Genomic DNA, 21,716 nt, shown 5'->3' with positions numbered 1-21,716 from the left:
GCCCTTGATCCAGTCTCGGACTGCGGGCACTCAGGTGGCGGGCAAAGCACACCGCGAACCCGCGACAACAGGTGTTCCCAACAGGAACTGAGCCGCCGGCAGACGCTTGCCGCCGGCTTTCTGAAGCTCCTCGAGCTGCAGAGCGCCGTCCCCACAAGCAACGACGACAACATCGCGGTCGGCAACGAGGATCTCGCCAGGCCAGCCATTGCCGGCGATCGCCCTGGCGCGCCAAACCTTGAGCAGAGTGCCGTCGACCACGCAAGAAGCTCCAGGAAAAGGGTTAAAGGCTCTGACACGGCGGGCCAGCTGCGCGGCCGGCAGACGCCAGTCGAGGGGCGCTTCGGCCTTGTCGATCTTGGCCGCGTAAGTGGCGCCCGTCTCGGCTTGCGCTTGCGGGGGCAGCGGCAGACGAGCCAGAGCATCGACGATCAAGCGAGCACCGAGCAAGGCGAGGCGGTCGGTGAGCGCCGCTGCCGTATCGTCGCCATTGATCGGCAAACGCTCGCAAAGCAGCACCGGGCCGCTATCCAGCCCGGCCTCCATCTGCATGATGCACACCCCGCTCTCCGCATCGCCAGCGAGAATCGCCCGCTGCACGGGTGCCGCACCGCGCCAGCGCGGCAAAAGCGACGCATGGATGTTGATGCAGCCAAAAGCGGGGATATCCAGCACCGCCTGCGGAAGAATCAGCCCATAGGCGGCGACAACCATTGCTTCGGCAGCAAACGCGCGTAGCTGTTCCTGCGTGGCAAGGGCCCTCAAGCTCGATGGCTGCAGGACCTCGATCCCGGACGCCAGGGCCAGCTGTTTGACGGGCGAAGCTCGCTGCGCCATGCCGCGCCCCGATGCACGGTCGGGCTGCGTCAGGACCACAGCCACCTCATGACCGGCCGCGATGATCGACTGCAAGGCAAGGCGTGCGAAGTCGGGGGTACCGGCGAAAATCAGCTTCACGCGGTGATTTTCGCCTGCTTGGCGAGCTTGTTCCTGATCCGCAACTGTTTGAGCGGCGAAAGGTGCTCGACAAAGACCTGCCCCTGCAGATGATCAATTTCGTGCTGCAGACAAACGGCCAGCAAACCCACGGCTTCGACAGTCTGCTCCTCGCCAGCAAGGTCAAGATAGCGGACCACGACGTGTTCGGCGCGCGCAACCTTGTCGTAAATCCCGGGCACCGACAAGCAACCTTCTTCGCAAACCTGCAGACCGTTCTGCTCGAGGATCACCGGGTTGATCAACGTCAGCAGTTGATCTCTCGTTTCCGAGGCATCAATGACGATCAACTGCTGGTGGATGTCCACCTGGGTCGCGGCGAGACCGATTCCCGGCGCTTCGTACATCGTCTCGGCCATGTCGCGCGCCAACCGGCGAAGCTTGTCATCGATGCATTCGACGCGCGCGGCGACCTGCTTCAGACGAGGATCGGGAAAGCGGAGTATCGGTAGTAGAGGCATAAAAGGCTTGATCGAAGAAATAACTACGTGCAGAATCTAATGTACTGTCTCGGGTATTCCGACGCTTGTTGCGCCGGGCGCAGGATGACTTCGGCCATACGCGACTTAAACAGCGAAACAGGGCGAACCCCGCAGCCGAAACGTGATGCGGCGACGCCGCTATCCCGCCCCACCGCCATGTACGAAGGCTCGTACGAGGATAACACGATGATCCGCATTATATCCGCGTTCATTCTGGCCATGGTCAGCGCGCTCAGTTTCGCTGCCGGGCAAGCTCTCCAACTGGCGGATAGCGCCCCCACACAGCACGTGGTCGTGCCCGGTGACACGCTCTGGAGAATCTCCGGAACCTTCCTCAAGGAACCCTGGCGCTGGCCGGAAATCTGGCGGATGAATCGGCAGGAAATCAGGAACCCACACTGGATCTATCCGGGTGACGTAATCGTCCTCGATCGCGACGCGCAAGGCAACGCCATGCTGCGTCTGCAGCGCGGCCGACTCAACCCACAGATTCATTCCGAAATGAACGAACAGGCTATCCCCGCGATTCCACCCAACGTCATCCGGCCTTTCCTCTCCGACCCGTTGGTCGTGGACGCGAATGCGCTCGACAACGTGGCGCGCATCGTCGCCACCCAGCTCGATCGGGTGTTCCTCGGCAACGGCGACCTGGCCTACGTTGCCAATGCCGATCCCGCGCCTCGTGACTGGCATATCTATCGCAACGGCAAGCCCTTGCGGGACCCCCAAAGCGACGACATCCTCGGCTATGAAGCCTTCTACCTGGGCACTGCGAAGCAGGTCGAAGCGGGCAATCCGGCCACCTTCGAGGTGCTCACAGCCACGCAGGAAGTCGGCTTTGGCGACCGCCTGCTGCCCGCCAACCCGCCCCCGCTGATCGCCTACGTTCCCCACAAACCGGACTTTGACGTCGATGGGCGCGTGGTTTCGGTTTATGGCGGCGTCGACGCGGCCGGCCGCGGCTCGATCATCTCGATCAACCGCGGCACAGCCGACGGGATCGAGATCGGACACGTCCTGGCCCTCGAGCGCAATCGCGTCATTCATGAACGCGACGAGCAGGGCCACAAGGCGGTGATCGACATTCCGCCCTCGCGCATCGGCCTACTCTTCGTCTTTCGTACCTTCGATCGGATTTCCTACGGCTTGGTCGTGCAGTCCGAAGGCACCGTAGACGTCAACGACTTCGTCCGTACACCCTAGAGATGGGCGCAGCGGAGTCGCTGGCTGCCTGGCTACGACTGACGCTGATTCCAGGGATTGGCGGCAAGACCCAACGTAAACTCCTTGAGGCCTTCGGACCTCCAGAGGCCATCTTCGCAGCTGGTCGCGCCACCATCGCCGGCGTCATCGGCAGCCAGGCGGCAAACCTGCTGCTCGATACCGACAATCGCGCAGTCATTGCAAGGGCCCTGGCCTGGTCTGCAGCCCCAGGCCAACAGCTGCTCACTCTCGCCGACGCGGAGTACCCGCAGGCGCTGCTGCAAATTGCCGATCCGCCGACCCTGCTCTACGTCCGCGGTCGCCTCGACCTGCTCAATGAACCAGCGCTGGCTGTCGTTGGCAGTCGCAACCCGACTCCGCAAGGACTCAACAACGCCGAGCGCTTCGCCGCCGCCCTGGCTGAGGCTGGACTGACCATCGCCAGCGGCCTGGCCCTGGGCATCGACGCCGCCGCCCATCGCGGCGCCTTGCGAACTTCGTCAAACACCGTGGCTTTCATCGGCACCGGGATCGATCGCCTCTACCCGGCTGCCAACCAACAGCTGGCCCTGGATATAAGCGCCAGAGGGGCAATCGTTTCGGAGTTTCCCCTTGGCGTACCGCCCGCCGCCGCCAACTTCCCGCGCCGCAACCGCCTGATCTCGGGTTTCTCGCACGGCACCCTGGTCGTCGAGGCCAGCGTCGATAGCGGTTCGCTGATTACCGCGCGCCTCGCCGCCGAACAGGGACGCGAGGTTTTCGCCATTCCCGGATCGATTCATTCGCCGCATTCGCGCGGCTGCCACAAGTTGATCAAAGACGGTGCCAAGCTGGTAGAAACGGTTCAGGATGTCCTCGACGAACTCTCCTGCCCACTGCGGCCACTACTTTCGGCTGCGACGCCGGCGCAACCCGGTGACGCCCGTCCGCAAGACAACGGACTACTGCCGGCTATGGGATTCGATCCCTGCAGCCTGGACGAGCTCGTGCAGCGGAGCGGCTTGACGGCTGACGTCGTTTCGGTGATGCTCCTCCACTTGGAATTGGATGGTCAGGTCGCCACTTTGCCGGGCGGTCGCTATCAACGAATTTCCCAAGCCTGAGAGCCCTTTCTGATGATCGACATTCTGGTCTACCTTTTCGAGAACTATCACGACTTCAGCGCCCGCCCCAAGACCAAGACGCTCAAGCGGCGCTTGAGCGCCGTCGGCTTCGAGCAAGAGGCGATCAGTACCGCCCTGCGCTGGCTCGACGGTCTGAAAGCAACGCCCGTGATCGAGCATCCCTGCGATCAACGTGCGCTGCGCATCTACCTGCCGGAAGAACAGCGCAAGCTGGGCTTCGAGTGCCTCGCTTTCATCGCCTTTCTTGAGGCGGCTGACATGTTGGCACCCGCTTTGCGCGAACTGGTCGTCGAAGGTGCGATGCTGCTCGCTGACAACCCGGTGCCTCTGGCCAAGTTCAAGATCATCGTCTTGATGATTCTCTGGAGTCGCGATCAGGCACTTGAGCCCCTGATCGTCGAGGAACTCCTCGACGACGGCGACCATCGACTGCTGCACTGAGTATCGATCCCCTTCGCTGTCATGAGGCTGCCGGGACTCCGGCTACAGCAGGTCAGGCAACCCTTTCGGCGACTTTGCGAAAGCAATCCTGCTGCCCGCCTTGCTTGCCAAGCGCGGCAGAGTACTCTTATCATGGCCCGCCCAAGCCTGTAAGCTTGCGCCATCCCGCCAGCACTATTGTGACCATTTTCCCGGACTGATGAAGACCCCATGAGCAAGAAACTGATCATCGCCGAGAAACCCTCCGTAGCCGCTGACCTTGCACGCGCGCTCGGCGGCTTCGTTCGGCACGAGGACTATTTCGAGAGTGACGACTACGTCCTCTCCTCAGCCGTCGGACATTTGCTTGAACTGGCCTGTCCAGAGGAGTACGAGGTCAAGCGCGGCAAGTGGTCTTTCGCCCACCTGCCGGTAATACCGCCGCACTTCGCGCTGCAGCCGATTCTGAAAACCGAGTCGCGCCTCAAATTGCTGGTCCGTCTGCTCAAACGCAAGGATGTCGTCAGCCTGGTCAACGCCTGCGACGCCGGCCGCGAGGGTGAGCTGATTTTCAACTACATCGTTCAGCACGCCAAGAATACGAAACCGGTCGAACGCCTATGGCTGCAGTCGATGACCCAACAGGCGATCAGAGACGGCTTCTCGCGCCTGCGCAACGGCACCGATATGCACGGCCTTGGTGACGCTGCCGTCTGCCGCTCGGAGTCGGACTGGTTGGTCGGCATCAATGGTACGCGCGCGATGACTGCCTTCAACTCGAAAACGGGTGGCTTCCACCTGACCACCGTCGGCCGCGTCCAGACGCCAACGCTGGCGCTGATGGTCGACCGCGAAGACCGCATTCGCAAGTTCAAACCGCGCGCCTACTGGGAAGTCGAGGGGCTCTTCGTTTGTGCCGCCGGCGACTACCGCGGCAAGTGGTTCGATGAGAAGTACAAGGGCAAGGACCACGACGAGCACGCGCGCGCGGACCGCTTGTGGGACGAAGCGCGTGCCATCGCCCTGCAGCAGAAATGCGCCGGCAAGGACGGCGAAGTCAGCGAAGAGGCCAAACCCTCGACGCAGCTGTCGCCGCTGCTCTACGATCTGACCAGCCTGCAACGCGAAGCTAACGGCCGCTTCGGCTTCTCCGCGAAAGCAACGCTTGGCCTGGCGCAAGCGCTCTACGAAAAGCACAAGGTATTGACCTACCCACGGACCGATGCTCGCGCCCTGCCCGAGGATTACCGCGATACCGTACAAGCGACCTTGTCGATGCTCACCGGCGAAGGGGCGGCAAAAGGCACTGACGAAGCCACCCTGGCCCGCTATGCGCCTTTCGCCGCAAACATCCTGGCTCGTCAGTGGGTGGTACCCAATAAGCGCGTCTTCAACAACGCCAAGATCTCCGATCACTTCGCCATCATCCCGACGCTGCAGGCGCCCAAGCACCTGTCCGAACCGGAGATGAAACTCTACGACATGGTCGTCAAGCGTTTCCTCGCCGTCTTCTACCCAGCTGCCGAATCGCTGATCACAACGCGCATCACGCGCGTCGAGGGCGAGCCCTTCAAGACCGAAGGCAAAGTGCTGGTCAATCCCGGCTGGCTGGCGGTCTACGGCCGTGACGCACAGGAGGGCAGCGAGGGCAATCTGGTCGCCGTACAGCCCAAGGAAGTCGTGAATGCCGAGGAGGTGCTCCTCAACGCACATGAAACCAAGCCGCTACCGCGCTACTCGGAAGCAACGCTACTGACCGCCATGGAGGGCGCCGGCAAGACGATGGACGACGAGGAACTGCGCGCGGCGATGGCTGGACGTGGCCTCGGCACGCCGGCAACACGTGCGCAGATCATCGAGAACCTGATCGCCGAACAGTATCTTCACCGCGACGGCCGCGAACTGCAGCCGACCGCCAAGGCTTTCTCGCTGATGACCCTGCTCAACGGCCTGGGCATTCCGGAGCTGACGGCTCCGGAGTTGACCGGAGAATGGGAATGGAAGCTCGCGCGCATGGAACGTGGCGAGATGTCGCGCAAGGAATTCATGAGCGAGATCGCGGCGATGACCGAGCGCATCGTTGCTCGTGCCAAGAGCTACGATAGCGACACCATCCCCGGTGATTTCGGCGAACTGAAAACACCTTGTCCGAAGTGCGGCGGCCTGATCAAGGAAACCTACAAGAAGTTTCAGTGCCAGGCCTGCGATTTCTCCCTCTGGAAGATTGTCGCCGGCCGTCAGTTCGAAGACCGCGAGATTGATGAACTGCTCACCGAGCGTAAGATCGGACCACTGACCGGCTTCCGCAACAAGATGGGACGCCCCTTCAACGCGATCATCAAACTAAACACCGACAACGCACCTGAGTTTGACTTTGGCCAGGGAAGTGCCGGCGACGCCGCCGAAGAAGTCGACTTCTCGCAGAGCGAAGCCCAGGGTGCCTGCCCGAAGTGCGCTGCCCGCGTATTCCCGCACGGCATGGCCTACGTTTGCGAGAAATGGCAAGGGCCCAACAAGAGCTGTGACTTCCGTTCGGGGACGATCATTCTCCAGCAGCCGATCGAGCCCGAACAGATGCAAAAGCTATTGAGTACCGGGCGGACCGACCTACTACGCGGCTTCGTCTCGGCGCGTACGCGCCGCAAGTTCTCCGCCTTTCTGGTACGCGGCAGCGATGGAAAAGTCGGCTTCGAGTTCGAGAAACGGGAACCAAAAGCCACCAGCAAAAAGCCAGCCGCCACCAAGACCGACACTGACACGCCAGAAACAGGAAAGAAACCCAGCCCTCGCAAAAAGGTGGCCAGCTAGTACCAGCAGCCGCTCACTCACGGGCAACCCTGCACGCTGCTGTTTCACGTGAAACAGCAGCGCGGCGCAGCGCCGCAAGCAGCACTCGTCAGCCCGCAAGCACGCCGGGCGGCGGGGCGTCCAGGATCGCCGCGCGCAAGACGTCAATCGCCTGCGGCCGCGGGAAACTCGCCCGCCAAGCGATCACCACCTTGCGCACCGGCACCGGATCACTGAACTCGCGAAACTCCAACAGCTCGTCGCGCGGCCACGCAGCCGCCGCCGAGGCCGGCACTACCGAGAGACCTGCGCCACTGGCAACCATGTAACGCACCGTCTCCAGCGAGCTTCCCTCAAGCGCGCCGTCGGTACCGCCCACTGCCGAAAGCTTGGGGCACGCCTGCACCACTTGATCACGGAAGCAGTTGCCGTTGCCGAGCAGCAGCAGATTCTCCGAAGCGACCTGATCCGGGTCGATCAGGGCCTGCCGCGTCAGCGGATGCCCGTTCGGCAAGACCATGCAAAACGGCTCTTCGTAAACCACCCGCGAAACGATGCCTGCCTCATCGAATGGCAAGGCGACAACAATCACATCCAGTTCGCCGCGACGCAACTGCGCACTCAGATTCACCGTGAAGTTCTCGTGCAGAAAGAGCGGCATCCGCGGCGCACGCGCATGCAGGGCGGGGATCAGACGCGGCAGCAAGTAGGGTGCGATGGTGTAGATGACCCCCAAGCGCAAGGGCCCCAACAAGGGATCTTTTCCCTGCTCGACGAGTTCCTTCAGTCTACCCGCCTCCTCCAGAACCCGTTCAGCCTGAACGGCCATCTGCTCACCCAGCATCGTCAAGCGCACCTCGGCAGACGATCGCTCGAAGAGAATCACGCCGTAGCGCTGCTCGAACTTCTTCAAGGCCACCGACAAGGTCGGTTGGCTGACGTGACATTTCTCCGCCGCCCGACCAAAATGCTTCTCACGAGCAAGCATCGCGATGTAGCGTAACTCGGTCAAGGTCATCGGCGATCCTCTCGTTTCAGAAGGTGCTGACCTTGTCGGCAGCGAGCAGCTCCAACTCCGGCGCCTCCAGCCACATCCACTTCCCCACCTCGAGCGATGCTGGCAACACGAAACCACCGATGCTGATCCGATGCAGCGCCTCCACCCGATTCCCGGCGGCGGCGAGCATGCGCTTGACCAGATGATAGCGACCCTCGGTCACCGTCAGGCACAGGCAGCGCGGGCCGAGAAGAACACAGTCCTGCGCAGCAACCGGCCTGGGGTCGTCGTTTAGCACCACGCCAGCGAGCAGGGCGGCAATCTGTGGCGCGTCAACGACATGTCGCGTCGTCACCTCATAGACCTTGGGCACCGCTTTTTTCGGTGAGGTATAGCGATGTATGAACTGCCCGTCGTCGGTCAGCAGCAAGAGCCCGGTGCTGTCTTCGTCGAGCCGTCCAACTGCCTGCACACCGCGGGTCAGCAAGGGATCGGGAAGAAGCGAGTAGACACTGGGATGGTGTAACGGGCGTTGTGAGCATTCGTAGCCCGCCGGCTTGTGTAGTGCAAGATACGCGAAGCGCCGATACAGCCAGGCAACACCGTCCACCGTGAAGCTCAGGCCGTCCGCCTCGAAGCGTGCAAAGGGATTCTCGCAGAGCTGCCCGGCAACGCCGACGCTGCCCGAGCGAACCAGCGCCCGGCAGTCGGCTCTGCTGCCAAAGCCCTGCGATCGCAACAAACGTTCCAGCTCGATCATCATTGCTCCCCAGGAAAAGCGGTGAAACGCACGCAGCTACTCAGCGGCCAACAGTACTCTTGTTGCTCAAGGTTTGAACTCATCAGCGCAGTGTACACGACCTGCACCACGAGCATTCGCAGGAAGCGCAGCGATTGCAACGCTTGCCCAGTGCCGGCTATTGTCCTCGGCTGCGCCAGCGACGACAATAGACAGCACCCTACTCAACGTCAAGGAAAGCCGAGCATGCTGGTCAAATTCAACTCGAGCACCTCCGGACAGATGATGATGTTCGCACCTGCCGCCCGCCAACTCCTCGAAATCCTTCACAAGGACTGCACTGCGCGCGGCGTGATTACCACCGAGCAACTACCCGAAGCCATCGAACGCCTGCGAACAGCCGTGGTCGGTGGCAGGCGCAGCGTCCCCGAAGCACTTCCCACGCCGTCCACCGCCCCCGAAAACAATAAAGGTAGCGACGGTGATCATCCAGAAGATGGCCCGCCCATCGGATTGGCTCAGCGCGCCTTCCCACTGATCGAACTCCTGGAGTGGACGCAGAAGGAGGACGGATTCATTCTCTGGGAAGCGGCCAAGGATTTCTAGAGTGCGTTGGACCCTATCCTGTCGCGGCGTCATCTATCAGCGCTTCGATTTCCGCAGCTTGACGACGATCGTCGTCAGCGGCGTCCTCGCCTTGCCAGCAAGCCCTGTCGACGCAAGCGAGGTAGCGGTCGACGCCGGTCACACGCTGGCTGCCCACGGCGCAAGCAGTGCGCGTGGTCGCCGTGAATTCGATTTCAACCGTGTGCTCGCGCAACGGGTGAGCCACGAACTCGGCTTACGCCACCTGGCCGTCCGACCCATCAACTTCGACGGCAAGATAGAAAGTCTGGCCGCCCGCCCCGAACAGGCCGCCGGGAGCGACTTCTTTATTTCAATCCACCATGATTCAGTGCACGCCGATCTACTGCAGAAATGGGATTGGCAGGGAATCCCGCAGACCTACAGCGATGACTACAGCGGCTTCGCGCTCTTCGTTTCACATGACAGCCCTGATCTGGCGACCAGCCTGCGCTGTGCGTCAGCAATCGGCGCCCGCCTGCGGCGGATGGGTTTCCTGCCGGCCCGCCATCATGCCAATCCGCCCTCCGGAACACCGCGCGAGGTGGCCGACGCAGCCAACGCGGTGCACTACTACGACAAGCTTGTCGTCCTCTACCGCACGACGCTACCGGCGGTACTCTTCGAAGCCGGAGTGATCAAGAACCGTGACGAGGAGTTGTCGCTGCTCGACGCCAAACGCCAGGCACGCATGGCCGACGGCATCGCCACCGGTATCGCCGCCTGCCTGTACGCTGGCCAGAGCGCGAACGGCAAGCCGCAGAAGGACGCGCCAACAGCGGCCGCGCCCCCCTGAGCGGCAAGCAAGGCCCGCTGCCGGCGCTGAAGCCCCGCGTTCAGACCTTTCGATACACCTCTGCACCGGCCTTCACGAACTCGATCGCCTTCGCCTCCATCCCCTTGCTCAGCGCCTGTGCCTCACTGACTCCCTGTGCCGCGGCAAACTCGCGGACTTCCTGGGTGATCTTCATCGAACAGAAATGCGGGCCGCACATCGAGCAGAAGTGCGCCACCTTGGCCGACTCCTTGGGCAGGGTCTCATCGTGAAACTCGCGCGCCTTGTCGGGGTCCAGGCCGAGGTTGAACTGGTCATCCCAGCGAAACTCGAAGCGCGCCTTCGACAGCGCGTTGTCGCGAATCTGCGCACCCGGGTGGCCTTTCGCCAGATCGGAAGCGTGTGCCGCCAATTTGTAGGTAATGATGCCCACTTTCACATCGTCCTTGTCCGGCAGCCCGAGGTGCTCTTTTGGCGTCACGTAGCAGAGCATGGCGGTACCGAACCAACCTATCATCGCCGCACCGATACCGCTGGTGATATGGTCGTAGCCGGGAGCGATATCGGTGGTCAAGGGGCCAAGGGTGTAAAACGGCGCTTCCTTGCATTGTTCGAGCTGCAGGTCCATGTTCTCCTTGATCATGTGCATCGGCACATGGCCCGGACCCTCGATCATCACCTGCACGTCGTGCTTCCAGGCGATGTCGGTCAGCTCGCCGAGCGTTGCCAGCTCGCCTAGTTGGGCGGCGTCGTTGGCATCGTAGATAGATCCCGGACGCAAGCCATCACCGAGGCTGAAAGCCACGTCGTAGGCTTTCATGATCGCGCAGATCTCTTCGAAGTGGGTGTATAGGAAACTCTCCTTGTGGTGCGCGAGACACCACTTGGCCATGATCGAACCACCGCGCGAGACAATGCCGGTCAGCCGGCTGGCAGTCAGCGGCACGTAACGCAACAACACGCCGGCGTGAATCGTGAAGTAGTCGACGCCCTGCTCGGCCTGCTCGATCAAGGTATCGCGGAAGATCTCCCAGGTCAGGTCTTCGGCCTTGCCATTGACCTTCTCGAGCGCCTGGTAGATCGGCACCGTGCCGATCGGCACCGGGCTGTTGCGAATGATCCACTCGCGCGTTTCGTGAATGTTCTTTCCGGTCGATAGATCCATCACTGTGTCGCCGCCCCAGCGGATCGACCAGGTCATCTTCTCGACCTCTTCCTGGATGCTTGAACCGAGCGCCGAATTGCCGATATTGGCGTTGATCTTGGTCAGGAAGTTACGACCGATGATCATCGGTTCGCTTTCCGGGTGATTAATATTGCAGGGAATGATCGCGCGCCCACGAGCGACTTCCGAGCGTACGAACTCCGGCGTGATCTCCTCCGGAATACTGGCGCCGAAGCTGTTGCCCGGATGCTGACGGCAGAGAATCTCGGCGAAGCGTTCGCCCTGGGGCCCCGAAGCATGCAGTTGCTCGATGTAGGCGCGGCGATTGTTGTTCTCGCGAATGGCGACGTATTCCATTTCCGGGGTGATCATGCCGCGCCGCGCGTAATGCATCTGGCTGACGTTGGCGCCGCTCCTGGCACGCAGCGGGCGGCGCTGCAGGCCGGGAAAACGCAAGTCATCGAGCGCCGCATCGGCGGCGCGAACACGCCCGAAATCGGAACTCAGGCCGCCGAGTGCCTCGCTATCGCCACGCTCGGCAATCCACTGCGCGCGCAGCGCCGGCAAGCCCTGACGGATATCGATCGTCGCCTGCGGATCGGAGTACAGTCCCGAGCAGTCGTAAACGTAAATCGGCGGGTTTTTCTCGCCGCCGAAAGCGGTATCGGTATCGGCTTGAGAAATTTCGCGCATCGGCACGCGCAGATCAGCGCGGCTACCGGTGATGTAGATCTTGCGCGAATTCGGCAATGGCTGGATGGCAGCCTGGTCGACGTGAGCGTCAGCGGCGATGAACTTCTCGTTAGCGTTCATGGTGTTTCCTTGCAGAGGGGTAAGGCAAAAGCGCTACGCAAACGTGCAGCGTGCAAGGGGTCAGCAAGACGAGCGAGACGGAGTGAAGGCTATCACCCTGCGCACAAAGCAAACATGGTGCGCTCCGCTTCCCTACGACGGCATGACCCGTACAGGTTCGAAGGGACTCTCTCAGCCACACCCGAGCAGCGCGGCACCCCCAACGTGAGCACCCAAGTTACTGGAATCGCAGGACTTTAGCAAGAATATTGATATCTTTCGGCGGCGCTCGCTGCTACGGAAAGGCACTCCGCGGACACCGTCTATTTGGCGATCGTCGGACAACTGTCGAGTCAATGGCGACGCACTGACCATCGTAAGCTATGGATTTGGCACCAAAAACCGAGCACGCGATGGCTGCCCCGGTTTCCCGGCATGTGGCAAGCGAAGCCACGATCGTGCGCGGCGCCTGCAAGAACTGCAGTAGCGCTGGCGTCCCCACGGGGATTCGAACCCCGGTACCTACCGTGAAAGGGTAGTGTCCTAGGCCTCTAGACGATGGGGACCCGGAACTGACATCTTTCGACTCGCTGGTGGAGGTACGCGGGATCGAACCGCGGACCTCTTGCATGCCATGCAAGCGCTCTCCCAGCTGAGCTATACCCCCCGCGAAAGAAGCGCGCATTATAGGGTTCGAGGCCTGCCTTGTAAAGCGCCGTTCATAACCACCGAGTAATTCACCCAGTCGCTCTCTCCGTCGATGCCCTGCAAGCGGCGCAGGTTGCGCGCGCGTAGCTGCTTGCTCAGCGAGCGCGGCCCAATGCGCGCGTCGGAAATATCGATCAGCCCGAATTCCTGATCGGGCGTGTAAACCACGTTGCCGAGATGCAAGGAGCGAAAATACACCCCGGCTTCATGCAAACGAATGATGAAATCCGTGAACGCCGCTTTCAAGCCCGGCTCGATCGCCGGGTCGAGGCCCTCGCGCAGCATTTCACGCAGCGTCTTCCCGGCCAGCGGCTGGTAGTGCACAGCGTCACGCCCAAGCGAAGGAATTCGCCACACAGCGATGATCACCGGCGCCGGAATGTGGCGCTGGTGGAGAGCCTCGGCATGGTCGGCAAAGCGTTGTGCATAGGGCGACCAGGCTGCCGACGAGAACAGGCGCTTGCGGCGAAAAAGCTTGAGGATCGTCCCGTCAGCAAGCCGCAGGACCTTGTCGCCAAAACCGTCTGCCTCAAGAACGGCCGCCCCGGCGCGCATGGCAAGGTAGACGTCGTGCTCCAGTGTCTTCAAGCTGCCTCCGTACTCAAAAGACTCAGAGTCTACCTTTTTCGCCGAAGGCAAGGCAGGATCGCCGCCATCTGATCGAGTCGTGGCCGTTAGAATGCAGTTTTTCTTACCAGCGATGATCACCCGATGAACTTCATGCACGCCCTCAACGCCGCCTGGCAGGACCGCAATAGCCTGCTGTGCGTCGGCCTCGACCCCGACCCAGCGCGCTTCCCGGCCCACTTGCGCGGCCAGCCTGACGCCATTTTCACTTTCTGCAAAGCAATCGTCGACGCCACCGCCGATCTGGTCTGCTCCTTCAAGCCGCAGATCGCCTATTTCGCCGCACAACGCGCCGAAGAACAGCTGCAAGCACTGATCGCCCACATCCACAGCGCTCACCCGACGATACCGGTAATCCTCGATGCCAAGCGCGGCGACATTGGCAGTACCGCCGAGCAATACGCCATAGAGGCCTTCGAACGCTTCAAAGCGGACGCGCTGACGGTCAACCCCTACATGGGGCGAGACTCCATCGAACCCTATCTGGCTTACGGCGACAAAGGCATTATCCTGCTCTGCCGAACCTCGAACCCCGGCGGCAGCGACCTGCAATTCCTCGACGTCGGTGGCGAAAAGCTCTACGAGCGCCTCGCCCGCCTGGTCAGCGGCGACTGGAACCAGAGCGGCCAGTGCGCGCTCGTCGTCGGCGCCACCTTCCCGGGAGAAATCGCCCGCGTCCGCGAACTCACCGGCAACATGCCCCTGCTCGTGCCGGGAATCGGCGCACAGGGCGGCGACATCGAAGCCACCGTCCGCGCCGGCTGTACCGCTACGGGCGACGGCCTGCTGATCAATTCCTCGCGCGCCATCCTCTATGCCGGAAACGGTGAAGATTTCGCCAACGCCGCGCGGCGCGTGGCGGTGGACACTCGCGACGCCATCAATGCCTGTCGCCACCCGGCTTAAAGGCGGCGAGCGGCATCCAAAGCTTCCTTCCTCGGGCGCGCCACGGCCTCCATGACCGGCCGCAAATCGAGCCACCATTGCTCCGTCGGCCGCCGATGCTGCAGATCGACCTCGTCGTGCATGCGCTTGATCGGGGAGATCGTCACTCTGCCTTCGACCAGGCCAATATAGGCCCCGGTCGCAGAACCCCGATCCAGTTCTCGGGTCAGGAAATCGATACCGTGTGCAGCCAGGCGAGTCGCCAGCACACGGTCAAACGGCGAGGGATTGCCGCCCTGCTGAACGTGACCCAGGATCGCCTGACGCACGTCGAAAAGGCCGTGGCCTTCTTCCTCGAACAGCCGGCACATAAAATCGGTGGTGTACTGCGCGTTTGCGCGCTCGTTGCGAATCGTGAGATAGAAACGCCGACCGCCCTGAAAGCCCTCGATCATCCGTTCCACATCGGCTTGCAGGTCCTTGAGGGAAACCCCTTCCTCGGGCAGATAGATGCGCTCAGCGCCGCTTCCAAGACCGCTCATCAGCGCCAGATAGCCGCAATAGCGGCCCATGACTTCGACCACGAAGCAACGCCGAGCGGCCATCGCCGACTGCTTGATCCGGTCGAGGGCCTCAACGATGACATTGAGCGCGGTGTCGGCGCCTATGCTCAACTCGGAGCCGGGCAGGTTATTGTCGATACTCGCCGGCAGGCAAATGATCGGAATCTTGAAGGCCGGATAGCGTTCCCGCTCGCTGTACAGATTGTGGGCGACCCTGTAGGCCAGCCAGCCACCGATGATCAGCAAACCGTCTATCTGGTGCGTTTCCAGCGCCCGTGCGACTGCGTAGAGCTGTTCGACGGTCGGCGCCTGCCGCGTCGTCCCCAGTTCGGCGCCGCCCATCGCCGCCCACCCTTCGACGTCGCCCCAGCTCAACTCCTCGATCCGGCCGGCAAGCAGACCCTCGAAACTGCCACGTACTCCGAGCATGGTGTGGCCACGATCCAGTCCCAGCCGAACAGCGGCGCGAGCCGCGGTATTCATGCCTGGCGCAAGCCCGCCGCCGTGCAACACGGCGAGCCGGCGCGGGCGCGCCGGCGGTATGACACTCGGCGGCGCGCCGGCCATGGCCTTGAAGGTCTGAAACATCTCGCTGAAACTGCTGCCACGCAACTCCATCGCTTTCGCATAATCATGCTCAGCGATCCTGCGCGCCACGGCGTGAGTTTGCTCGACGCATTCCATCAACGGTGCGTGTCGTACCCGGTTATAGCGCATGCCGACCATCTGCGGTTCGCTGTCCACGGTGGCCGCCAACAGCTCCTGGACGGCGGCATGGCCGACCAGCGTGCTCATGCAACGGTCGAAGGCGCTCGGCTTGCCGCCGCGCTGCACGTGGCCGAGGATGGTCACGCGCGTGTCCTCCCCAAGCCGGTCTTGCAGCACCTGCCGCACCTGGTCGCTGCTGATCCCCTTGCCCTCCTTGTCGCAGGCCCCCTCAGCGACGACGACGATGCTATCGCGCCGACCAGCCGCCCGACCGCTGCGCAGACGCTCGCACATCTCCTGCTGCCAGTCTTCTGGCGGTGCGCTTTCCGGGATCAGGACGTAGTCCGCACCGCCGGCGATGGCGCTCATCAGCGCCAGATAGCCGCAGTGGCGGCCCATCACCTCGACCACGAAGGTGCGCTGGTGGCTGGCGGCGGTGCTGGTAATGGCGTCGATGGCCTCGACGATCCGGTGCAGCGCAGTATCGGCACCAATGGTCATGTCCGTGCCGACCATGTCGTTGTCGATCGAACCCACCAAACCGGTAATCATCAGCGCCGGGTGCCTTTGCGCGGTCAGCGCGTCAATATCGCCGCGCTCGACCAGCTCCGCCAGGAGGCTAGGCCACTCCTGGCGAAACAGGTTGGCACCGGTCAAGCTGCCATCGCCGCCGATCACCACCAGCCGGTCGATCCCGTGCTGGAGCAGGTTTCGGGCGGCAATCAGGCGACCTTCCCGCTCGCGAAACGCTGGGCAGCGGGCCGTCCCGATGATCGTTCCACCGCGGTTCAAAATGCTTCCGACATCATCCCAGGACAGGGAGCGAATGCGCTCACCGCCATCCACCATCCCCTGATAGCCCTCCAGAATGGCGTGCACGCCGACGCCCCGGTTCAGCGCCGAGCGAACCACCGCGCGCACTGCGGCGTTCATGCCTTGGGCATCACCGCCGCTAGTCAGTACGCCAATGGTGCTTGAGAGATTGCTGACCATCGATACGACCTTCCTTCAACTGTTGTTGTGAGAGTCGCCTGCGCGACTCCCCTATCTCGCTTCTCCCCAATGCGCGCGTTGGGGTCAGAGATTGGCCGAACGCCACCAGTTGCTGTGATCCTTGCGCAGCACCTCGTGCGAGAGCATCGGATAATGGACGAGCTGCTCGCCAATACCCAGATAGAAACCTTCCTTGACCATTCGATAGGGGAACTGAAGCGAGTGCACGCGGTGTACGAGCTTGTTCTGCTTTGACCCTGGCTGCAGTTCCAGCAAGGCCTCGCGCAGGTGCAACAGGAAGGTATAGGGGAGATCGCCTTCCTGGCCGTTCTCCGGATCGCGAGCCAGCGGGCCGAGTCCGAGTTCGACGAAACACATCCCGGGAAAGCTAAAAAACTTCGATGGCTGGGTGGTCACGTCCGCGTAATACTTTGCCGGCTCGAGCACGCTGACCACCAGACTGTTGATCGGTGCCAGATCCTGGAACATGTGCCGTTCCTGGTCCGGCTGAGGCAGCCCGCCCGCACGCTTCAAACCCAGGGTCGCGCCCATCGCGGTGGTCAGGTAGAGCTTGCCGATGGCAGCCATCGATAGATGCTCCATGACCCGATACATCGAGATGTAGACGGAGTTCTTCGGCGTACCATCCGCTTTCGCCAAACAGCGTGCGAATGCGCCGTCGATATCGAAATATTCATGACGGAAGGACGGGTCGATCTCGAAGAACAAGGCCTGCCCCTTCGACTTGAACTTGTGGCCAGTCGCATAGTATTGCCCGAACTGCTCGGGTTCCAGCATCGATGCTATCAATGCTTCGGGAATCAGCGAAAAGTAGAGATGCATGGCCATATTTGAATCCTCCCTGAAATAGTCGAGCTTGTTCGACATTCTTGTTGAGCGCCACGTCGGTGCTACCCCGCGAAGCCCTCCTCCCTGGCCTCCCGCGTAGCACCCACGCAGTGTACGGCTAGGCGGCAGCCTTTTTGGCGAGGATGCGCATGCCGTAGAAGCTGCGAAAGACGAAAACGAGGTTAACAACCAGGAACAGGGCGGCCAGCGCAAATACTACTCCCTGCTGTCCCTGTGCCTGAAGCCCGACCGCCATCTCGACAGCCAGCAGACCAAAAAGCGTGGTGAACTTGATAATCGGGTTCATGGCCACCGAGGCGGTATCCTTGAATGGGTCGCCGACGGTGTCGCCAACCACCGACGCCGTGTGCAGATCAGTCCCCTTGGCGTGCATTTCGGTTTCGACGATCTTCTTGGCGTTGTCCCAGGCACCCCCGGCGTTGGCCATGAAGACCGCCTGGTAGAGACCGATGATCGCCAGCGAGATCAGATAGCCAATGAAGAAGAACGGTTCGATGAAGGCGCAGGCCAGGGTCCCAAAAAACACCGCCATGAAAATGTTGAACATCCCCTTCTGGGCATAGATCGTACAGATTTCCACGACCTTCTTGCTGTCCTTGTGCGACGCCTTGACCACAGCATCGAGTCGGATGTGGGTGCTGATGAACTCCACGGCCCGGTAGGCACCGGTCGATACGGCCTGGGTGCTGGCACCGGAAAACCAGAAGATCGTTGCGCCACCAGCGACCAGGCCGAGCAGGAACGGTGGGTGCAACAAAGAGAGCTTGTCGAGGTTTTCCGTCAAGCCACCAGTGAGCAGCATGACGATCGAAAAGACCATGGTCGTCGCGCCGACGACGGCGGTGCCGATCAACACCGGTTTGGCGGTGGCCTTGAAAGTGTTGCCAGCCCCATCGTTCTCCTCGAGCAGGAACTTTGCCGCAGCAAAGTCCACATCGACGCCGTAATCCTTCTTGATTTCAGCCGCGACACCGGGAACCTGCTCGATCATCGACAGCTCATAGACCGATTGCGCATTGTCGGTGACCGGACCGTAGCTATCGACAGCAATCGTCACCGGGCCCATTCCCAGGAAGCCGAAGGCGACCAATCCGAAAGAAAAGACCGCAGCCATCATCGCCGCCTTGGCGGAATCGGGATTGATCACCGCTGTCAGCTCGTGCTGCGAGAGAAGGTAGGAAGCGGACATCAGGCCGACGATGATCACGCCGATCCAGAATGCCGAGAAGTAGCCGGCGACAAGGCCGGAGAGGATATTGAGGCTGGCGCCTCCGGCCTCGGAGGCGGTCACCACTTCGCGAACGTGCTTGGAGTTGGTCGAGGTGAATACCTTCACCACCTCCGGAATGATCGCACCCGCCAGCGTGCCGAGGGTGATGATCAGCGAAAGCTGCCACCACAGGTCGGGGTAGGCGGTCCCGTTGGCGCTGAAGTTTCCAATCAGCAGATCGGACACAATGAAGGTGATGATCAGGGAAACTACCGATGTAATCCATACCAGCGAGGTCAGCGGTGCTTCGAAATTGAAGCGTTGTTTTTCGCCATACAGGCGCCGCGCGATCATCTGGTTGCCGACGTATGAAATGCCCGAGGCGACGATCATCATCACCCGCATGGCAAACAGCCACACCAGCAGCTGAACCTGAACGGCAGGTTCCGGCACGGCGAGCATGATGAAGGTGATCAGTGCCACACCGGTGACGCCGTAGGTCTCGAAGCCGTCGGCGGTCGGGCCAACCGAATCGCCGGCGTTGTCGCCGGCACAGTCCGCAATCACACCGGGGTTGCGCGCGTCGTCCTCCTGGATGCCGAATTCTATTTTCATCAAATCGGAACCAATGTCCGCGATCTTGGTGAAGATGCCGCCGGCGATGCGCAGTGCAGCGGCGCCCAGAGACTCACCGATGGCAAATCCGATGAAGCACTTGCCGGCCAGTGAAGCCGGGACGAAGAGCATGATACAAAGCATGATCAGCAACTCGGTCGAGATCAGCAGCATGCCGATGGAGATTCCCGAGGTGATCGGAATCGAATAAATCTGATAGGGCTTCGCCACCAGCGAGGCGAATGCCGTACGGCTGTTGGCTAGAGTATTGATGCGTATGCCGAACCAGGCCACGCCGAAAGAGCCGGCAATACCAATCACCGAAAACGCCAGGATCGTAGCGACGTCGGAAACCGGCAGTTGCTGGACGAAATAAAAATAGCCGATCATGATCACCGCGGTAAGGCCCTGCAAAATCAGCAGAAACTTGCCCTGAGTAATCATGTAAGTCTTGCAGGTTTCGTAGATCAGTTCGCTGATTTCAGCCATCGAGCGATGCACTGGCAGGCTACGAATCCGGCGGTAGATAACGGCACCGAAAAAAAAGGCCGCCAATGGCGACCACGAGCCCGTAGGAAAGCAGTGTCGAGCCGGACATCCCACCGAGAAAGCTTACCAGCAAACTATCCGCAAGATCCGGCAGAACCAGGTTGACTTCGGAAACATGGCCCGCCGTGCTTGCGAGAGCTGGCAATGACGTAACGCCAAGAACCAGAAGTGAGGCCAGGACGAGGTAGCGTACGAAACTGGCGCACGGAGGCGGCAGCGCATTTTGCGCGAATGTCATAATTTTGGAGTCCAAATGGAGTAAATATCTTCTCGCTATATCCTTCCAAGTGTCCGATTGGCAGGGCAGGAGGACTCGAGATTCAATACCGCCGCGGCGAGTATCTTCGCCCGCATCAGCCGTGTCAAGCGCATGAAGCGGTGACTAGCGGAGCCTATTTTCGTGAGAAATGCTTGCTTCTGGAAGACAGGCTACGAGCGTCACCTAATTGTTGCCACCAAGCTGTTTTCACTGACAAATCAAGGCAATGAGTGCCCTGCGTGGAGACCGGGGTACGCACCTGCTGCTAGTACAAGTGCATGTCGTCGCTCTGGTGAAGCGATTTTTCAGGTGACAATTTGGAATCCGTTTACGCCCCTTTAAAGCTCATCCAGCATATTCGCTGCCAATGCGTCGCCGGCTTGAGAATAGAGGGCTCAGGTGGCCATACTTGGCATGACCGATAGCGGAGCATAATCCATGAAAAATTCAATTCGCATTCTTTCGAATGGGAATCAACTATTTTTCTGTCTGCCAGAATTGCGTCTACCAAAGACGCCATGCATGCACGCTGCTGCGCTCCGGCGAGATCCGGAGAACGACGAAGGTGCTGCGAGAAGAGAGTGGCGAGGTCATCGGAAATTCGCCGTCATCAGGACATCCGTGCGTGACGCGCAGTGTGAGGCTGGCCACAAGCAGCAGCGCTAGGCCAGCGGCGAGCTCGTCGCCTTTCCTCGCACCGACACGACAATCTGCAGTGCCGTGCTCCCCCGCCGACAGGCTAACCCAACCAATCGAGAGGCGTAGCTGCCGCTCGCGCCAAAAAAAAAGCCGGGACAGTCTTCCTCCCGGCTCCCTTAATTCCTCCTATCACCACCCACCCCTTCATCCGCAAGGGGAGACGAGAGTTTCGCGAGTCGCTTACGCGATCTTCACATCAACAGCAGCGCTTACAAATTGCAGGAGCGCCACCAGTGGCTGTGGTTCTGTCGCAAAGCCTCATGCGAAGGCATTTCGTAGAAGGCGAGATCAGGGCCGTTACCCACATAAATACCGTTCTTGATCATCCGGTACGGGAACTCAAGTGAGTGCACCCGGTGCACCAGCTTGCTTTGCTTGCCGCTGGGATCCACTTCCAGCAAGGCCTCGCGCAGGTGGTGCACAAACGAGTACGGGAGATCGCCGATGGCACCGGCACCGGGATCCGTCGCTAGTGCGCCCAGGCCCAATTCGACAAAACACAGCCCGGGAAAGCGAATGAACTTGTTCGGCTGGCTGGTAACTTTTTCATAGTAAGTCTGCGGGTCTTGCGCACTGACCACCAGGCTGTTGACCGGTGCCAGGTCCTGATACATGTGCAAACCCTTCCCTTTCTCTGGGAACGCATCGGTGCGGCTCAAGGCGAGGGTCTGGCCGTAGGCGGTGCTCAGGTAGAGCTTGCCAAGAGCGCTGACCGGAATGTGCTCCAGCACCCGGTAGACAGAGATATACACCGAGTTCTTGGGCGTGCCATCGGGGTGCGCAACACAGCGCTCCAAGCCCTCATCGATGTTGAAGAACTCATGACGGAAGTCTGCATCGACCTCGAAAAAAAATCGCTTGTCCTTTGGACTTGTAGCTGTGGCCAGTTGAGTAGTATTGCCCGAACTCCTCCGGTTCCAGCATCG

The 21,716-nt window shown here is 61.1% G+C and carries 16 protein-coding genes, 2 tRNA genes, 1 pseudogene and 1 riboswitch; of the genes and pseudogenes, 7 read left to right on the top strand and 12 right to left on the bottom strand.

The window, feature by feature from the left end; all coding sequences use genetic code 11:
- Positions 1-30: 30 nt before the first annotated feature.
- Positions 31-957 (bottom strand): methionyl-tRNA formyltransferase, encoded by a 927-nt coding sequence (gene fmt, locus E4Q23_RS01690; RefSeq protein ID WP_169065025.1) that lies wholly within the window; start codon positions 955-957, stop codon positions 31-33.
- The gene (def, locus tag E4Q23_RS01685) at positions 954-1,457 is read right to left on the bottom strand and encodes a peptide deformylase (RefSeq protein WP_169065024.1); all 504 of its coding nucleotides are present in this window, start codon (positions 1,455-1,457) and stop codon (positions 954-956) included. Before def ends, fmt begins: the two co-directional genes overlap by 4 nt.
- A gap of 207 nt (positions 1,458-1,664) precedes the next feature.
- Here def and E4Q23_RS01680 point away from each other — a divergent pair, with 207 nt between their 5' ends.
- From E4Q23_RS01680 to E4Q23_RS01665, 4 genes are all read left to right on the top strand, one after another.
- Positions 1,665-2,681, top strand: a complete 1,017-nt coding sequence (locus E4Q23_RS01680) for a LysM peptidoglycan-binding domain-containing protein (RefSeq protein ID WP_169065023.1) — start codon at positions 1,665-1,667, stop codon at positions 2,679-2,681.
- Positions 2,682-2,683: 2 nt separating this feature from the next.
- Positions 2,684-3,784, top strand: coding sequence for a DNA-processing protein DprA (dprA, locus tag E4Q23_RS01675; protein WP_169065022.1), 1,101 nt, complete (start codon positions 2,684-2,686; stop codon positions 3,782-3,784).
- Between the two features lie 12 nt (positions 3,785-3,796).
- On the top strand, positions 3,797-4,246 hold the full coding sequence (locus tag E4Q23_RS01670) for a DUF494 family protein (protein WP_169065021.1): 450 nt from the start codon (positions 3,797-3,799) through the stop codon (positions 4,244-4,246).
- 210 nt (positions 4,247-4,456) lie between these two features.
- On the top strand, positions 4,457-7,033 hold the full coding sequence (locus tag E4Q23_RS01665; protein ID WP_169065020.1) for a DNA topoisomerase III: 2,577 nt from the start codon (positions 4,457-4,459) through the stop codon (positions 7,031-7,033).
- Positions 7,034-7,121: 88 nt separating this feature from the next.
- Here the strand turns inward: E4Q23_RS01665 and E4Q23_RS01660 are convergent, their stop codons facing one another.
- Complete coding sequence (locus E4Q23_RS01660) at positions 7,122-8,030, bottom strand: hydrogen peroxide-inducible genes activator (RefSeq protein ID WP_169065019.1); 909 nt, start codon at positions 8,028-8,030, stop codon at positions 7,122-7,124.
- A 16-nt stretch (positions 8,031-8,046) separates the two neighbouring features.
- The gene (locus E4Q23_RS01655) at positions 8,047-8,769 is read right to left on the bottom strand and encodes a 16S rRNA pseudouridine(516) synthase (RefSeq protein WP_248595185.1); all 723 of its coding nucleotides are present in this window, start codon (positions 8,767-8,769) and stop codon (positions 8,047-8,049) included.
- Positions 8,770-8,994: 225 nt separating this feature from the next.
- Between E4Q23_RS01655 and E4Q23_RS01650 the strand changes: the two genes are divergently transcribed.
- Together E4Q23_RS01650 and E4Q23_RS01645 are read left to right on the top strand one after the other, a co-directional pair.
- Positions 8,995-9,354: a DUF1840 domain-containing protein gene (locus E4Q23_RS01650; RefSeq protein WP_169065017.1), complete on the top strand. Its 360-nt coding sequence runs from the start codon at positions 8,995-8,997 to the stop codon at positions 9,352-9,354.
- Between the two features lies 1 nt (position 9,355).
- Positions 9,356-10,168, top strand: a complete 813-nt coding sequence (locus tag E4Q23_RS01645) for an N-acetylmuramoyl-L-alanine amidase (protein WP_336511583.1) — start codon at positions 9,356-9,358, stop codon at positions 10,166-10,168.
- 40 nt (positions 10,169-10,208) lie between these two features.
- Here E4Q23_RS01645 and thiC read toward each other — a convergent pair whose 3' ends face one another.
- From thiC to E4Q23_RS01625, 4 genes are all read right to left on the bottom strand, one after another.
- On the bottom strand, positions 10,209-12,125 hold the full coding sequence (thiC, locus tag E4Q23_RS01640; protein ID WP_169065016.1) for a phosphomethylpyrimidine synthase ThiC: 1,917 nt from the start codon (positions 12,123-12,125) through the stop codon (positions 10,209-10,211).
- A 112-nt stretch (positions 12,126-12,237) separates the two neighbouring features.
- Positions 12,238-12,336: riboswitch (TPP riboswitch) on the bottom strand.
- A gap of 258 nt (positions 12,337-12,594) precedes the next feature.
- Positions 12,595-12,670 (bottom strand) — tRNA-Glu (locus tag E4Q23_RS01635).
- A 25-nt stretch (positions 12,671-12,695) separates the two neighbouring features.
- Positions 12,696-12,771 (bottom strand) — tRNA-Ala (locus E4Q23_RS01630).
- Between the two features lie 17 nt (positions 12,772-12,788).
- Complete coding sequence (locus tag E4Q23_RS01625; protein ID WP_248595184.1) at positions 12,789-13,400, bottom strand: toluene tolerance protein; 612 nt, start codon at positions 13,398-13,400, stop codon at positions 12,789-12,791.
- A 123-nt stretch (positions 13,401-13,523) separates the two neighbouring features.
- Here E4Q23_RS01625 and pyrF point away from each other — a divergent pair, with 123 nt between their 5' ends.
- Positions 13,524-14,345: an orotidine-5'-phosphate decarboxylase gene (pyrF, locus tag E4Q23_RS01620; protein WP_169065015.1), complete on the top strand. Its 822-nt coding sequence runs from the start codon at positions 13,524-13,526 to the stop codon at positions 14,343-14,345.
- Here pyrF and E4Q23_RS01615 read toward each other — a convergent pair.
- The 4 genes and pseudogenes from E4Q23_RS01615 to E4Q23_RS01600 form a co-directional block, all read right to left on the bottom strand.
- A complete protein-coding gene (locus E4Q23_RS01615; RefSeq protein ID WP_169065014.1) occupies positions 14,342-16,588 on the bottom strand; it encodes a 6-phosphofructokinase in 2,247 nt (748 codons plus the stop codon). The two genes, pyrF and E4Q23_RS01615, sit on opposite strands and share 4 nt — an antisense overlap.
- Positions 16,589-16,672: 84 nt before the next feature.
- The gene (locus E4Q23_RS01610; protein WP_169065013.1) at positions 16,673-17,437 is read right to left on the bottom strand and encodes a hypothetical protein; all 765 of its coding nucleotides are present in this window, start codon (positions 17,435-17,437) and stop codon (positions 16,673-16,675) included.
- A gap of 118 nt (positions 17,438-17,555) precedes the next feature.
- A pseudogene (locus tag E4Q23_RS01605) lies at positions 17,556-20,070 on the bottom strand (sodium-translocating pyrophosphatase).
- A 929-nt stretch (positions 20,071-20,999) separates the two neighbouring features.
- Positions 21,000-21,587, bottom strand: coding sequence for a hypothetical protein (locus E4Q23_RS01600; RefSeq protein WP_248595183.1), 588 nt, complete (start codon positions 21,585-21,587; stop codon positions 21,000-21,002).
- Positions 21,588-21,716: the final 129 nt, after the last annotated feature.

Source organism: Candidatus Accumulibacter phosphatis, from assembly GCF_012939955.1.
Taxonomy (GTDB): domain Bacteria; phylum Pseudomonadota; class Gammaproteobacteria; order Burkholderiales; family Rhodocyclaceae; genus Accumulibacter; species Accumulibacter delftensis.
Note: the sequence above shows the minus strand (reverse complement) of the source record. Positions and strands in the feature narration are given on the sequence as shown.

Bases quoted from the DNA above. Each gene is read 5' to 3' on its own strand.
- def (WP_169065024.1), bottom strand. From the start codon at position 1,457: ATGCCTCTACTACCGATACTCCGCTTTCCCGATCCTCGTCTGAAGCAG.
- E4Q23_RS01680 (WP_169065023.1), top strand. From the start codon at position 1,665: ATGATCCGCATTATATCCGCGTTCATTCTGGCCATGGTCAGCGCGCTC.
- dprA (WP_169065022.1), top strand. From the start codon at position 2,684: ATGGGCGCAGCGGAGTCGCTGGCTGCCTGGCTACGACTGACGCTGATT.
- E4Q23_RS01670 (WP_169065021.1), top strand. From the start codon at position 3,797: ATGATCGACATTCTGGTCTACCTTTTCGAGAACTATCACGACTTCAGC.
- E4Q23_RS01665 (WP_169065020.1), top strand. From the start codon at position 4,457: ATGAGCAAGAAACTGATCATCGCCGAGAAACCCTCCGTAGCCGCTGAC.
- E4Q23_RS01660 (WP_169065019.1), bottom strand. From the start codon at position 8,030: ATGACCTTGACCGAGTTACGCTACATCGCGATGCTTGCTCGTGAGAAG.
- E4Q23_RS01655 (WP_248595185.1), bottom strand. From the start codon at position 8,769: ATGATCGAGCTGGAACGTTTGTTGCGATCGCAGGGCTTTGGCAGCAGA.
- E4Q23_RS01650 (WP_169065017.1), top strand. From the start codon at position 8,995: ATGCTGGTCAAATTCAACTCGAGCACCTCCGGACAGATGATGATGTTC.
- thiC (WP_169065016.1), bottom strand. From the start codon at position 12,125: ATGAACGCTAACGAGAAGTTCATCGCCGCTGACGCTCACGTCGACCAG.
- pyrF (WP_169065015.1), top strand. From the start codon at position 13,524: ATGAACTTCATGCACGCCCTCAACGCCGCCTGGCAGGACCGCAATAGC.
- E4Q23_RS01615 (WP_169065014.1), bottom strand. From the start codon at position 16,588: ATGGTCAGCAATCTCTCAAGCACCATTGGCGTACTGACTAGCGGCGGT.
- E4Q23_RS01610 (WP_169065013.1), bottom strand. From the start codon at position 17,437: ATGGCCATGCATCTCTACTTTTCGCTGATTCCCGAAGCATTGATAGCA.